Raw genomic sequence first — 14,341 nt, 5'->3', positions numbered from 1 at the left:
GACGGAAGGACAAGCGATGCTGGATGGATGCGTGCCGTGGCCCCCTGAGGCCGCCGAGCGCTACCGCGAGGCCGGGTATTGGCGCGGTGAGACGCTCGGTGCCCTGCTGCGCGGCTGGGCCGCGAGGTACGGGGACCGGGTCGCCTTGGTGGGTGACGACGGCACCCGGGTGACGTACCGCGAACTGGACATGTGGTGCGACCGGCTGGCCGCCGGTTTCGCCGGGCAGGGTGTGGCGCCGCGTGAGCGGGTGCTGGTGCAGCTGCCGAACACCCCGACGTTCGTGGCGGTCTGTTTCGCCCTGTTCCGGGTGGGCGCGGTGCCGGTCTTCGCGCTGCCGTCGTACCGCAGTGCGGAGCTACGGCACCTGGCGGAGCTGTCCGGTGCAGTCGCGATGGTGATCCCGGACGAGGTCAGGGGGTTCGACCACCGTGCGCTCGTGCGCGACCTGCTGCCGGAACTCCCGCGCGTGGCCCGGGTCTTCGTGGCGGGCGATCCGGGCGGAGAGGAGGACGGCCTGGTCGCCCTGGCGGCCCTGGAGCAGGATCCGGTCGCACTGCCCGAGCCGGACGCCTCCGACGTCGCGTTCTTCCTGCTGTCCGGCGGAACGACCGCGCTGCCGAAGATGATCCCCCGCACCCACGACGACTACGCGTACCAGACCCGGATCACCGCCGGGATCTGCGAACTCGGCGAGGACACCGTTTACCTGGCGGTGCTGCCGGTGGAGTTCAACTTCCCGTGGGGCTGTCCCGGCATCATCGGCGTACTGGGCGTCGGCGGCCGGGTGGTGTTCGCCCCGGACCCGACCCCGCAGACCTGCTTCCCGCTGATCGAGCGGGAGCGGGTCACCATGACCTCGGTCATCCCGACCATCGTGCACCTGTGGCTGGACGCAGCCGGGCGCACCGGCCACGACCTGTCCAGCCTGGACGTCGTACAGGTCGGCAGTTCCAAGCTGCACGACGAGGTCGCCGCCCGGATCGAGCCTGAACTCGGGGTGCGGCTCCAGCAGGTGTTCGGCATGGCGGAGGGGCTGCTGACCTTCACCCGCTACGACGACCCGCGGCAGGTCGTCCTGACCACCCAGGGCCGGCCGGTGTCGCCGGCCGACGAGATCCGGGTGGTGGACGGCGACGACCGCGAGGTGCCGGACGGTACGGTCGGCGAGCTGCTGACCCGCGGCCCGTACACGCTGCGCGGCTACTACCGTGCTCCGGAGCACAACGCCTCGGCATTCACCACGGACGGCTTCTACCGCAGCGGTGACCTGGTCCGCAGGACCCCCACCGGTGAGATCGTGGTCGAGGGCCGGGTCAAGGACGTGGTGATCCGCGGCGGCGACAAGGTGTCCGCGACGGAGGTCGAGGGCCATCTGACGGCGCACCCGGGCGTGCAGCAGGCCGCAGTGGTCGCGATGCCCGACCGCATGCTGGGCGAGAAGACATGCGCCTACGTGGTCGCCGACCGGGACGGGCCGGCGCCCACTCTGCCGGAGCTGCGCCGGCTTCTGCGCGCCCGCGGCTTGGCCGACTTCAAACTGCCGGACCGGCTGGAGGTGGTGGAGGACTTCCCGCTGACCGGTCTCAACAAGGTGGACAAGAAGGTCCTGGCGGCCCGGGCCGCGGCCCTGGCCGGGCTCCTGCCGAGCGGTGGCGGTGCGGGCCGAGGAGATGCGCGGTGACGGCGGCGCAGCGCTACCTGGTGCCGTTCCAGCGCCGGGGGAGCATCGTGGGCCAGGCCGACCTGGCGGCGCTCGCCTCGGTCGTGCACTCGGCGGAGCCGCTGTCGGCGGGGGTGTGGCGCGATCGGTTCGAGCAGCGCTTCCGGGAGGTCACCGGTGCCCGCCACGCGCTGACGGTGACCAGCGGGACGGTGGCTCTGGAGCTGGCCGTCCGGCTGCTCGACCTGCAGCCCGGCGACGAGGTGATCGCCACCCCGCAGACGTTCCAGGCGACGGTGCAGCCGTTGCTCGACCACGACGTCACCGTCCGGTTCTGCGACGTCGACCCGGATACCCTGAACATGGACCCGCAGGTTCTGGATTCGCTGATCACCGACCGGACGAAGGCCATCCTGCTGGTGCACTACGGCGGCCTTCCGGCGGACATGGCGGCCATCCTGGCCCGGGCTCGCCGCGCGGGCGTCGTGGTGGTGGAGGACTGCGCGCACGCGCTGGGCGCTTCCTACCGCGGGGGCAGCCCCGGCGCGCTCGGCGACATCGGGTGCTTCAGCTTCCACTCGACGAAGAACATCACCACGCTCGGCGAGGGCGGCATGATCACGCTGAACCGGGCCGACTGGGCCGAGCGGGTCGAGCGGCTGCGGGGCAACGAGGTGGACGGGGTGTTCGCCCCGGTGCCCGGCTTCGCGGACGACGAGCCGGCGCTGCTGCCGTGGATGCGTTTCTCCGCCGACGTCTACCGCCGCCAGGCCGTCGGTATCCGGGGAGCGGGCACCAACGCCACCATGTCCGAGGCCGCCGCGGCGGTCGGGCTGGTCCAGCTGGATGCGCTGGAGCGCTTCACCGAGCGCCGCCGGTGGATCGCGGCCCGGCTGGACGCCGCCGTCTCGGCGTTCCCCGGCACCCGCCTCCAGCGCACGCCGGAGGGCAGCACCCACGCCTACCACCTGTACACGTTCTTCGTCACGGCCGGGCGTGAGGTGCGCGAGCACTTCGTGCGCGCCCTGGACCGCATGGGCGTGGAGGTCCAGCTGCGGTACTTCCCGCTGCACCTGCTGCCCGAGTGGCGGCTGCGCGGCCACGGTCCGGGCGAGTGCCCGCAGGCCGAGCGGGTCTGGTTCGACGAGCACCTGAACCTGCCCTGCCACCCGGGGCTTACCGACGAGCAGGTCGACCACCTTGTCGAGTCGGTCACCGCTGCGATGCACGAGGCCACGGCCCTCGCCGGGACGGGCCGGCGGCTGGCGGTCCGATGACGACCCGCCGGCGGCATCCCCTTTTTCACAGACCAACCCGAAACGGACCCGAGAAAGGCTCCTGACGTGCCCTTCATCGACGTGAAGATCTACGAGCGCCGCCTGGACGAGCGGACCGAGCGCGAGCTCGTCGAGCGGATCACCCAGGCCGTGGTGGACGTCTTCGACGAGTCCATCCGGCCGCAGACCTGGGTGGCGCTGACGGGCGTCGAGCCGCGCCGCTGGGGGATCGGCGGTGTCACCGGCAGCTGACCGGCTCCTACCCGTGCGGGCCTGTGGGACTCAGTCCGACAGGCCCGCACACATGCCGGCGATCAGCCAGTCGAGGGCGCGGTCGAAGTCGCTGTCGCGCATCTCGTCGAGGCTGAGGCCGGAGCGGCGTTCGATCAGTCCGCCGCCGGCCTCGATCTGGGGGGCCTGCGCGATGCTGCCGGCGACCTCCTCCAGGAACTCGTCGGCCGTACGGCCCACTTCCTTGCCGTACTCCAGCCAGCGACTCTCCATCGAGGTGAAGCCGTACACGTACTGGAACACGGCCGACAGCGCGGCGGGTCGTTCGGCCTCGGGCAGCGGCGACCGGGCGATGACCGCCTGAGCGCAGGCGGAGAACCGCATGCTGTGGGGGCCGATGTTGAGGTACTCGCCGTACGAGCGGATAGCCCAAGGGTGGCCGACCATGGTGCGCCGCCAAGAGAGCGCCAGTGCACGCAGGTCCTCTCGCCAGTCCCGGCCGGCCGCCGGGTCGGGGAGCTTTATCTCCGCCGCCACGGCGTCGAGGGCCAGCTCCATCAGGTCGTCCTTATTCGCGATGTACCAGTAGACCGACATCGGGGTGACCCCCAGTTCGGTGGCCAGCACGCGCATCGTGAACTTCGCGTCGCCCTGATCGTCGAGCAGTCGCACCGCGGCGGCGACGATTCTTTCCCGGTCCAGGCTGCCCGCTCCCGAACCGCGTTCGGGACCCCGGCGGCCGCGGGTCGTCGGCTCCGGAGTGAGCCACACGCTGCTTCTCGGTTGCGAGGCGCGCTTGGCGGCCACGTTCGTCCTCCCTGGGGTCGTCCTTCGGCTACGGGCTGTACAAAGGTACGCGGCCGGGTGCGAGCAGGCTCGCACCCGGCCGCGTGGGGATCAGGCGGCAGCGGGGTCCCCGGCGGGGGCCGCGGAGGTTTCCGCCGCGGCGGCCTCGGCACGCGCCGCGCGGTGAAGCAGCAGGCCGGCCAGCAGGCCGCCCGCGAACACTGCCGCGGCGCCGATCAGCTGGCTGGTGCCGACCCCGGAAGCGAACGCGTCCCGGATCTGTTCCTGCACGTCCCCGGAGGGGTCGGCGGCGAGTGCCTCGTGCAGCGACCCGGCCGTGCCGGCCGCCACGGAGGCCGGGAGCAGGGCCGCGAAGCGGGAGTTCAGCACGGCACCGAGGACCGCGACGCCGAGGCCGCCGCCGAATTCGGTGATCGTCCCCTGGACGCCTGCTCCGACACCGGCCTTCTCCGGCGGGATGGAGCCCATGATGGCGTTGGCCATCGCCGGCATCGCCAGGGCGATGCCGGAGCCCATCAGCACCAGGCCGACCAGCATGCCGCTGTAGCCGAGGCTGCCGCCGACGGTGGCCACGGCCGCGAGCCCGCCGGCGAGCAGGGTCATGCCGGAGGCGATGGTCCCGGCGGCACCGAGCTTCGGCAGCACCTTCGCGCCGACACCCGCCAGGTTGAGTCCGACGATGGTCAGGGCGAGCGGAGCCATCCGCAGGCCGGCTTCCAACGGGCTGTAGTTCAGGACGAGCTGCAGGTGCTGCGTGAGCAGGAACAGCGAGCCCGCCATGCCGAACGCGACGAGGATGCCGCCGGCCACGGCGCCGTTGAAGCGCCGGTTGCGGAAGAAGCTCATGTCGAGCATCGGCGCCGGGACGTGCAACTCCCAGCGGACGAAGGCAGTGAGGCCTGCCAGGCCGACCAGGGCCGGCACCAGCACGATGACGGACGTCCAGCCGTGCTCCGGGCCGGAGATGATCGCGAAGACCACGCCGACCATGCCGACCGTGGAAAGTACGGCGCCGACCAGGTCCGGGCGCTTGCCCAGCGGGTTCTTGGTCTCCGGGACGAGCTTGGCGACGGCCAGCCCGCCGATCAGCGCCACCGGGATGTTGATCAGAAAGATCGAGCCCCACCAGAAGTGGGCCAGCAGAACGCCGCCCACCAGGGGGCCGCCTGCGAAGCCGAGCGAGCTGACGGCACCCCACAGACCGATCGCCTTCGGCAGTTCCTCGCCGTCGAACACCTGCATGATCACCGCCAGGGTGGTGGTCATCAGCAGGGCGCCGCCGACGCCCATGCCCGCACGGGCGGCGATCAGCTGGCCGGACGACGCGCTGAAGGCCGCGGCCGTCGAGCACAGGCCGAATACGACCAGACCCGTGATCAGCGCCTTCTTGCGGCCGTACCGGTCGCTGAGGCTTCCGGCGGTGAGCAGCAGGCCGGACTGGACCAGCGCATAGGCGTTGATCATCCACTGGATGTCCGACGTGCTCGCGCCCAGGTCTTCGGTGAGCGCGGGGATCGCGAGGTTCAGGACCGTGTTGTCCAGGAGGACGACGAGTTGGGCGAGGCAGATGACGCCGAGGATCACCCAGCGCCTGGGGTTGCGGGCCGTTACAGGCGCCGCCGTGATCTGTGTGTCTTGCAAGGAGACCTCCCAGGAGTGAGTGAGGAACTGTTCTACAACGTATATGAGAGCTATACGATGTACAAGTGAATTACGGGTGAAGCCTGCCCGGGGCGCGTGAAGTGCGACCCGGACACGGAAAGGAGCCGTCCGGTCGGGGACGGCAGGGACGAGGGCCGGTTCTCAGACGGCGGTCGCGCGCCGGGCGTCGGCCGGGACGGCGGGCTCGCAGTCCAGCTCGCCGCGCTCGACCGGACCGGCCGCGATCAGCGGGAGCATCAGCTTCCAGAATCCGCAGAGGGGTCCGGAGGCGAGCCAGGCGGAGTCGAACCTCGCCAGCACGCCGAATCCGAGGACGGTGGCCGTTACGACCCCGGCGACGTCGGAGGGCGTCACGGCCGAGGTCAGCGAGCCGTCCCGGCCAGCCCGCGCCAGCAGCCGCACGACACTCTGGCGCCACTGCTCCGGGAGGTCGTGAGTGGCCTGTCGGGCCGCGTCGCCGCTGAGCCGGAACCCGGCGCGCACCACCACGTCCTGGCGCAGCCGGAGCATGATGGCGTGGCTGGTGTCGACCAGGGCCTGGAGCGCGGAAGCGCCCTTCCGGGCCGCTCCGTCGACAATCGTACGCATCCGCTCGGCCGCCTCCGCTTCGACTGCGGCGGCGAGCGCTTCCTTGCTCTCGAAGTGGAAGTGCAGGGCCCCGTTGCTGACACCAGCGCTGTTGCTGATGGCGGTGAGCGAGGCCACCGCGAAGCCCTGCCGATCGAAGGCCTCGGCCGCCGAGAGCACCAGCTGGGTGCGGGTGCGGAAGGCGCGTTCCTGTTTGGGTGTCAAGGAAACTCCTGGCGTGCACCGTCCGGCTGAGGCAAACGAACCGCTCGGTTTGCTGAACGGCTCGTGTGCTGCCGGCGGGCGTGATTCGGATGCGGGCAGGTCAAGGCCGCGCGCAGGGCGACCGAGCCCCCGGATGAAGGGAAGGCGGCCGCTGCCCGCACGTGACGCCGAGCGGGCACCCGGTGCGAGTTGCGGCGCTGCGGCATCACGATACAAACCGTCAGACCCGATTGCCAAGTCAAAGCAGACCACTTGCCTTGTTTTTGGCCGAAGTTCTTGCTGCCCTGTCGTCCGGCGGTCCGTTTGTGGGCGGGTGGGACGGCGGACGCAGGCATGCCGGGCGCCCCCTGGGTGCCCGGCATGACCTGATGTCGGTGTTCCTATTTGTCGGAGGCGGCCTCAGTGGCCGCAGCAGCCTCGGCGGCCTCCGCAGCCGCGGCTGCCGCCGCGACCTTCTCGATCCGCTCCTCGCCGGTTTCGATCCAGGTCAGCATGGACGCCGGCACGATGCTGGGCAGCACGTGGTTCCACATCACCGAGATCCGGTGGCCGAGGTCCCGGCGGTCCGAGGTAACCCGGGAGACCGCCTGGAGTCCGGTGAAGCAGCCGACGATGAAGTCGCCGGTCTTCTGCGGGTTCACGTGCGGAAGCACCTCCCCCCGCTCCTGTGCCTCCGCCAGAAGCCGGGCGCAGATGTCGCCCCACGCGCCGAACGGGTTGGCGTCGGAGAAGTCCACCGCCCCCTGGTCCAGTGCGAGCCGCGTGCCCGCCCGCAGGATCGGATCGTGCACCATGCCGTGGGCGACCAGCATGGTGAGGTCGACCAGTTCCTGAGCCTTGGAGCTGGATTCCGGCACCGCCACGTGCAGGGTCTGCTCGGCCAGCACGCCGCGGGCCAGCTCTTCCTTGGAGGCGAAGTGGAAGTACATCGCGCCCTTGGTGACCGAGGCCCGCGAGAGGATCTCTGCCACTGAGGCGGCCTCGAACCCGTACTCGTCGAAGACCGAGGCGGCTGCCCGCACGATCGCCTGCCGCGTGCGGACGGCCCGTTCCTGTCGCACTGCCACCCGTTCGTGTCGCACTGCCATAGGGGCTACTCCTGTCATGCATCCGCCGCTGTCGGGCGACCCGGCCAGTCAGCCTAGATAGATCAACATCGGCTATCAAAAGAACCGGTTGGTATGTATCTTATCGGCAGGGGAGACGGGGAGGTGCCCGTTCCGTGACATCGGCTTCTATGGGGGATTCCATGTCTGTTGTGTTGGTTGAACACGAAACCCTGCCTGCGGCGATCCCGGCCAGGCGAACGGCGTTCCAGACCGGCCGACCGGCCCGCGCATCGGCCATGACCAGCACGGTTCCGCGGGAGCTGGTCCACCGGGCGGCGGTCGCCGAAGTGTTTCTGACGGGCTGGAGCCGGACCGCGGAGAACCGCTTCGCCCTGACCGCGCAGTGGCCCAGGGCGCACAGCTACTTCACCCCGGTGAACGGTTGCTACGACCCGCTGCTGGCCTCCGAAACCATCCGACAGGTCGGTACCCTTCTCTCCCACGCGGAGTTCGGCGTCCCGTTCGGGGAGCAGTTCCTGATGTGGGACCTGCACCACAGCGTCAGGCCCGAGCAGGCGGGCGTCGGTGCCGCGCCGGCCGACCTCGAACTGGACGTCATCTGTTCCGACATCCGCCGCCGCGGCCGCCGCCTGGCGGGCATGCGCTACGAGGTCACCCTCTACTGCGGCGGCCAGGTGATCGCCACCGGCGGCGCCGCCTTCGACTGCACCAGCCCCGCCGTCTACCAGCGGCTCCGCGGCGACCGGGTCGGTGCCACGGGCATGCGGCCCCTGCCGCAGCCGCTCGCCCCCGCGTCGGTCGGCCGCTTCCTCACCACGGACGTCGTCCTGTCCGCCACCGAGCGTCCGCTGGAGTGGCAGCTGCGGGTGGACGAACAGCATCCCGTGCTCTTCGACCACCCTGTCGACCACGTTCCCGGCATGGTGCTGATGGAGTCCGCCCGCCAGGCCGCCCAGGCCATCGACCCGTCCCGGCCGTTCCTGCCGACCACGATGCGCTCCGAGTTCAGCCGGTACGCGGAGCTCGACAGGCCCTGCTGGATACAGGCGGAGCAGCTGCCTGCGGCCGACAACGGCGACCGGCAGGTCCGCGTCACCGGCCACCAGGACGGCAACACCGTCTTCAGCTGCCTGATCGGGACCCGAGGCGCAGCCGAGTGAGCCGCCCAGCCCCCGTCGCACCCGCCCCCGAGCGGCTTTCGACAGCCGGGGCCGCCCCGTACGGCCCCCCGGTCACCCGGCGGATCCTGGTCACCGGATCGACCGGCTTCATCGGCGGCCGGGTCGCCGCCGCCGCCCGTACGCTCCCGGGCGCCCGACTGGTCGTGGCGAGACGCTCGACCGGTCCCGACGAAAAAGATCCTGCGGTCCGGTACGTCCACGCCGACCTCACCGACTCGGCAAGCCTGTACGGCGTGTGCGAGGGCATAGACATCGTGCTCCACTGCGCAGCGCTGGTCGGCGGCCCGGAGCACTCGGCCCAGGCGGTCAACGAGGAGGGCACCCGGGCACTGCTGGCCGAGGCCGAACGCGCCGGAGTCCGCCGCTTCGTTCAGGTCGGCACCGCTTCCGTGTACGGCCGGGGGGTATTCCGGAACGCCGGACCCGAGCACCTCCCCGTCGCGCCGCATTCGCCCACCAGCCGGACCCGTGCCGCCGCCGAGAGGCTCGTGCTCGCGGCCGGCGGGACGGTGCTGCGCCCGCACCTGGTCATCGGCGCCGGCGACCGCTGGGTGGTCCCGGGTCTGGTCCGCCTCCACCAGCGGCTCGCGGCTTCCGTCGACGGCTGGCAGGCCCGGATGTCGGTGGTCGACGTCGACGACCTCGCCCGTGCTGTGACCGCCGTCGCCGTCGCCCCCCAGGACACCTCCGGCGTCTGGCACCCCAACCACCCCGAACCGGTCGACTGCGCCCGCATCTTCGACGCGCTGGTACGCCTGCTCGGCCTGCCCGCGGGCACCGGCGACATCGAAGCCGGTGAGGCCCGTCGCCGCCTCGCCGAGCACCCGGTCCTGCTGCACCACCTCGCCATGCTGACCACCGACCACTGGTTCGCCAGCTCCCGGCTCTGGCGGGAGACCGGTTGCCCGGCCGGGGGCGCGTTCGAGGAGAGCCTCGCCCGCCACGCCCCGTGGTACCGGGAGCACCTCGTGACGGACACCAGAGGCCGGCCGGGCCGGACGGGTATGCCGGAATCCGGACGGTCTTCCAGCGGATCGTGAATTAGAGGATGGTGAACCCGCCGTCGACCACCAGGGTCGACCCGGTGACGAAGGACGCCCGCTCGCTGCACAGCCATGCAGCGGCCTCGGCGATCTCCTCGGGCTCGGCGGTACGGGGCTGCGGCGTGGCCCGGTGCAGCATCTCCTCGGCGTCCGGGTTCTGCGCGAACCAGTCCGCCACCATCTCGCTGCGGGTCGTGCCGGGGGCTATCGCGTTGACCCGAATGCCTTGGGCGCCGTACTCGGCGGCAGCCGCCTTGGTCAGACCGATCACCGCGTGCTTGGACACCACGTATGGCGCGGCGACCGGAGTGGCGACCAGGCCGCCGGTGCTGCTGGTGTTGACGATCGAACCGCCTGCTCCGGATTCGAGCATCGCCGCGATCTCCGGGCGCAGGCAGTTGAACACCCCGCGCACGTTGGTGTCCATGATGTCGTCGTAGACGCGGTCGTCCATCAGGTGCAGCGGTGTGCGGCCGGCCCCGTAGCCGGCGTTGTTGAACGCGGCATCGAGCCTGCCGAAACGTTCCACCGTGAACTCCACGGCACGTACCGCGTCCTCGGACCGGGTCACGTCGGCGACCACGTATGCGGCCCGGGCGCCCTGCGCCCGCAACTCGTCCACCAGCCCGGCCAGCCGCTCCTCGCGGCGGGCGGTGACCACCACTGCCGCGCCCTCCCTGGCGAACACCCGTGCCGCGGCGGCGCCGATGCCGCTGCTGGCTCCCGTGATCAGTACGGTCCTGTCTGTCAGAAGCCCTTGTCGATCAGTCATTTCCGGAGTCTTTCATCCGATGATCACGCTCCGGCAGGCGGGTGTTGGCGGGCGTGGTTCCCGGCGCAGTGGGCCGGGAACCACCCCCGCCGGAAAAGACCGGCACCCGACCTCGCCCCCGGGGGTTAGGGCGTACGGCCGGGTGCCGGCGGCTGCGGGCGGCGGCACCGATCACATCGGATCGATGTCCGCCGTCCCGCCGTCCACCCGGATCCACCGGGTGATCTGGAGGTCCCGCAGGAACGCCAGGTCGTGGCTGACCACGATGAGCGCGCCCTGGTAGGACTGCAGCGCCTGGGTGAGCTGCTGCACGCTCGCCAGGTCCAGGTTGTTGGTCGGCTCGTCGAGCATCAGCAGCTGCGGCGCGGGGTCGGCCAGCAGCAGCGCCGCCAGCGTCGCCCGGAACCGCTCGCCACCCGAAAGAGTACCAACCAGTTGGTCCGCTTTCCGACCACGGAAGAGGAAGCGGGCCAGGCGGGAGCGGATGAGGTTGTCGGTGGCGCCGGGAGCGAACCGGCCGACATTCTGCGCCACCGTCAGCTCCTCGTCGAGCAGGTCGAGCCGCTGCGGGAGGTAGCGCATCGGGACGGCAGCCTTCACCTCGCCCGCCACCGGCGGGATCTCGCCGACGACGGTGCGCAGCAGCGTGCTCTTGCCCGCTCCGTTGCGTCCCACCAGGGCAATCCGCTCCGGCCCTCGCACCTCGAAGTGGGCCCGGCTGCCGAAGCGGAGCTCGACGTCGCGCAGGGTGAGGACGGTGCGGCCCGCAGGTACCGAGGTCTCGGGCAGGTCGACCCGGATCTCCCGGTCGTCGCGCACCGCCTCCTCGGCCTCGGTCAGCCGCTCCTTGGCCTCCTCCAGCCGCTCCAGGTGCATGTTGCGGTGCTTGCCCGCGGCCACTTGGGCCTGGCGCTTGCGCTCCTTCATCACCACCTTGGGCTCGCGCTTGGTCTCGTACATCTTGTTGCCGTAGCGGACGCGGCGGTCCAGCTTGATCCGTGCGTCGGCCAGCTCCCGCTTCTGGCGGTGGACGTCGGACTCGGCCACGCGCACCATGCGCTCGGCCGCCTCCTGCTCCACGGCCAGGGCCTCCTCGTAGTCGCTGAAGTTGCCGCCGTACCAGCGCACTTCGCCGCTGCGCAGGTCGGCGATCTGGTCTACCAGGTCGAGCAGTTCCCGGTCGTGGCTGACGATCACGATCGAGCCCTTCCAGGAGCCGACCGCCTCGTACAGCCGGCGGCGTGCCTCCAGGTCGAGGTTGTTGGTCGGCTCGTCGAGCAGCAGGACATCGGGACGGAGCAGGAACTGGGCCGCCAGGCAGAGCATGACGGACTCCCCGCCGGACAGTTCGCCGATCCGGCGGTCCAGCGTCACGTGCGTCAGCCCCAGCTTGTCCAGCGTCGCCCGGGCACGCTCCTCGACGTCCCAGTTGTCACCGATCACGGCGTACAGCTCCTCGGAGGTGTCGCCGCCCTCGATCGCGTCGATGGCGGCGCGGATCTCCGCGATGCCCAGCGCCTGCTCGACGCGGACTTCCGGCTCCAGCGCGACGTTCTGCGGCAGGTAGCCGAGTTCGCCGGTCACCTTGACCGAGCCGCCGCTCGGCTTGAGCGCTCCGGCCATCAGCCGGAGCAGGGTGGATTTGCCCGAGCCGTTGACGCCGATCAGCCCGGTCCGGCCGGTGCCTACGACCAGGGAGAAGTCGGTGAACACCGGGGTCCCGTCGGGCCAGGCGAAGGAGAGGTTGGCGCAGACGACGGATGTGTTGGTCAAGGTCATGAGTCCTCCTGAAGTCATGTCTGTCCCGGGACGGCGGGACGGCGGTCGCGGTCGGACGCCGTCGGCCCCGCGGCATGCGGGTGACGGATCGTCTGGTGGCGGGCCGCAAGCGGCTCGCCGTCGGGAGCGCTGCACGCACCACCCCTTTGGGGGCGCGGGCACCACATGACTTCAGAAGAGCAACGGCCTTCTCCTATGGACGGCAGCAGTTCTTCTACAGCGTATACCTATCGGCACCCGAGCGCTCCACCGTTCGGATGCACCGTCAACTGACGGCCCGGTGGGCGGTGGTTGGGGTTGTGTGCGGCCCCGGCATCCCGGACGCCACTCTAAAACAGACCGACTGGTCTCTGACTTACAAACCGTATAGTCTGTTTTCATTGTGGGGGCGGCGCACTCGTCGGCCCCAGGGCCCCATGCTGGGCAGAAGAACAGGGGAGACAGCGTGGACATCGACGTGCTGGGATCGCTGACCGTACGAGAGGGCGGGGCGCCCGTGGCTCTGACTGCCCCCAAGCCGCGCCAACTGCTCGCCGTCCTGGCGATGCACGCGGACCGTACGGTGCCGGTGCCGCTCCTGATCGAGGAACTGTGGGACGGCCGGCCCCCGCGATCGGCCCGCAACACCCTCCAGACCTACATCCTCCAGCTCCGCGAACTGATCGGCCAGGCACTGCGGCTCGCCGGCGACCCGCACGACGCCAAGCGGGTCCTCGCCACTGAACCCGACGGCTACCGCCTCGACACCAGAGGCGGCGCCATCGACACCCACGAGTTCGAGCGTCGGGCCGCATCCGGCTACCGGGCCATGGCCCAGGAGGACTTCGCCGCCGCCTCCCGCCGCCTGCACGACGCGCTTGCCCTGTGGCAAGGGCCGGCCTTCGCGGGCATACGCACCGGCGCGCTGCTCGAGATGGAGATCCGCCGCCTCGAGGAGGCCCGGCTGTGCGCCCTCGACCAGCGGATCGAGGCCGATCTGCGGCTCGGCCGGCACCGGGAACTGGTCGGCGAGCTGACCGTTCTGACGTCCCGCCACCGCATGCACGAGTCGCTGCACCGCCAGCTGATGATCGCGCTCCACCGCTCGGGCCGGCGCGCCGAGGCACTCGCCGCCTACCAGCGGCTGCGTGCGACGCTCGTTCGCGACCTGGGCCTGGAGCCCTCACCGGCCCTGCGCCGCCTCCAGCACTCGATGCTCGCGTCCGGCCCGGAGCAGGAGGCCGTCGAACCGGCCTGGGGACGGCTCGCCCACGCCGGCTGAGCGGATCCGGTCCCCGAAGGGAACCGGATCCCGGACCGAAGGAAACGGACCGGATCCCCGACCAAGGGAAACGGATCGGATCCCCGACCATGAGAAGGGAAACCTGCGATGCAGGAGAGATCGATGATCACCTGCCGGAGGCTGGTGACCGCTGCAGCGGAACTGTTCGACCGCAAGGGGTACGTGAACGCGACCCTGGGGGAGATCACCGGTGCGGCACGGGTCACCAAGGGGGCCCTGTACTTCCACTACGCCTCCAAAGGCGAACTGGCCCACGCCGTACAGGAGCACGGCTGCACCCTGCTCGCCCAGTCGGTCGACCGGCTCGCCGCCGGCAGCAGCTCACCGCTGCAGACCCTGATCGACTTCACCCACTGGCTGGCCCGGGGGCTACGCGAGGAAGCCGCGCTGCGCGCCAACTTCCGCCTCAGCAGGGAACTGCGCGGCGAGGAGGCGGCCGGCGGCGGCTTCACCGAGGCGTGGATGACCACCGCCTGGTCGCTGCTCGACCGGGCTGGCGCGGCCGGGGAACTACGGAACGGCGCCGACCGCGCGGGACCGCAGACGCTGCTCGCCTCGGCGGTGGCCGGCATCGAACTGCTTGCTGCCACCGACATGCCGGACGAGGAACTCACCGCTCGGGTCGCCGCCCTGTGGGACCTCGTTCTGCCCGGCCTGGCCGGGCCGTCCGGACGGACCGATTATCGGACGACTCCCCGCTGAGAGGGGTTCCCCTCCCGCATCTGGTCCTTTCGAGGGAGCAGGTCCCGGCCGGTCCTCATTCTGGGGGAGCGGGAACGAGG

The 14,341-nt window shown here is 70.9% G+C and carries 13 protein-coding genes; 7 read left to right on the top strand and 6 right to left on the bottom strand.

Going from position 1 to position 14,341, the window contains the following annotated elements:
- The first annotated feature begins 16 nt into the window (after positions 1–16).
- The 3 genes from OG534_RS37815 (at position 17) to OG534_RS37805 (ending at position 3,192) form a co-directional block, all read left to right on the top strand.
- Positions 17–1,684, top strand: coding sequence for a (2,3-dihydroxybenzoyl)adenylate synthase (locus OG534_RS37815; protein WP_326594175.1), 1,668 nt, complete (start codon positions 17–19; stop codon positions 1,682–1,684).
- Entirely contained in the window at positions 1,681–2,940 is a 1,260-nt protein-coding gene (locus OG534_RS37810; RefSeq protein ID WP_326594174.1) for a DegT/DnrJ/EryC1/StrS family aminotransferase, read from the top strand. Before OG534_RS37815 ends, OG534_RS37810 begins: the two co-directional genes overlap by 4 nt.
- 66 nt (positions 2,941–3,006) lie before the next feature.
- Entirely contained in the window at positions 3,007–3,192 is a 186-nt protein-coding gene (locus OG534_RS37805; RefSeq protein WP_179175028.1) for a tautomerase family protein, read from the top strand.
- A gap of 30 nt (positions 3,193–3,222) precedes the next feature.
- Here OG534_RS37805 and OG534_RS37800 read toward each other — a convergent pair whose 3' ends face one another.
- The 4 genes from OG534_RS37800 to OG534_RS37785 all read right to left on the bottom strand — a co-directional run bounded on the left by OG534_RS37800 (position 3,223) and on the right by OG534_RS37785 (position 7,520).
- Positions 3,223–3,978 (bottom strand): TetR/AcrR family transcriptional regulator, encoded by a 756-nt coding sequence (locus OG534_RS37800; RefSeq protein ID WP_326594170.1) that lies wholly within the window; start codon positions 3,976–3,978, stop codon positions 3,223–3,225.
- 90 nt (positions 3,979–4,068) lie between these two features.
- Entirely contained in the window at positions 4,069–5,562 is a 1,494-nt protein-coding gene (locus tag OG534_RS37795) for an MFS transporter (RefSeq protein ID WP_326594168.1), read from the bottom strand.
- 219 nt (positions 5,563–5,781) lie between these two features.
- A complete protein-coding gene (locus OG534_RS37790) occupies positions 5,782–6,432 on the bottom strand; it encodes a ScbR family autoregulator-binding transcription factor (protein WP_326594167.1) in 651 nt (216 codons plus the stop codon).
- Positions 6,433–6,812: 380 nt separating this feature from the next.
- Positions 6,813–7,520: a ScbR family autoregulator-binding transcription factor gene (locus tag OG534_RS37785; protein WP_326594166.1), complete on the bottom strand. Its 708-nt coding sequence runs from the start codon at positions 7,518–7,520 to the stop codon at positions 6,813–6,815.
- A 257-nt stretch (positions 7,521–7,777) separates the two neighbouring features.
- Here OG534_RS37785 and OG534_RS37780 point away from each other — a divergent pair, with 257 nt between their 5' ends.
- Entirely contained in the window at positions 7,778–8,662 is an 885-nt protein-coding gene (locus tag OG534_RS37780) for a ScbA/BarX family gamma-butyrolactone biosynthesis protein (protein WP_326594164.1), read from the top strand.
- Positions 8,659–9,723, top strand: a complete 1,065-nt coding sequence (locus OG534_RS37775; RefSeq protein WP_326594162.1) for an NAD-dependent epimerase/dehydratase family protein — start codon at positions 8,659–8,661, stop codon at positions 9,721–9,723. Before OG534_RS37780 ends, OG534_RS37775 begins: the two co-directional genes overlap by 4 nt.
- Position 9,724: 1 nt before the next feature.
- Here OG534_RS37775 and OG534_RS37770 read toward each other — a convergent pair whose 3' ends face one another.
- Together OG534_RS37770 and OG534_RS37765 are read right to left on the bottom strand one after the other, a co-directional pair.
- A complete protein-coding gene (locus OG534_RS37770; protein WP_326594159.1) occupies positions 9,725–10,498 on the bottom strand; it encodes an SDR family NAD(P)-dependent oxidoreductase in 774 nt (257 codons plus the stop codon).
- A gap of 171 nt (positions 10,499–10,669) precedes the next feature.
- Positions 10,670–12,277: an ABC-F family ATP-binding cassette domain-containing protein gene (locus OG534_RS37765; protein ID WP_326594157.1), complete on the bottom strand. Its 1,608-nt coding sequence runs from the start codon at positions 12,275–12,277 to the stop codon at positions 10,670–10,672.
- A gap of 445 nt (positions 12,278–12,722) precedes the next feature.
- On the opposite strand from OG534_RS37765, the gene OG534_RS37760 reads away from it, so the two are divergent.
- Both OG534_RS37760 and OG534_RS37755 read left to right on the top strand, forming a co-directional pair.
- Positions 12,723–13,538, top strand: coding sequence for an AfsR/SARP family transcriptional regulator (locus tag OG534_RS37760; RefSeq protein ID WP_326594156.1), 816 nt, complete (start codon positions 12,723–12,725; stop codon positions 13,536–13,538).
- A 123-nt stretch (positions 13,539–13,661) separates the two neighbouring features.
- Positions 13,662–14,261, top strand: a complete 600-nt coding sequence (locus OG534_RS37755; RefSeq protein WP_326594155.1) for a ScbR family autoregulator-binding transcription factor — start codon at positions 13,662–13,664, stop codon at positions 14,259–14,261.
- Positions 14,262–14,341 lie beyond the last annotated feature (80 nt).

Source organism: Streptomyces sp. NBC_01294, from assembly GCF_035917235.1.
GTDB classification, from domain to species: domain Bacteria; phylum Actinomycetota; class Actinomycetes; order Streptomycetales; family Streptomycetaceae; genus Streptomyces; species Streptomyces caledonius.
The sequence above is the reverse complement of the archived record's forward strand: the minus strand, read 5'-3'. Positions and strand labels throughout refer to the sequence as shown.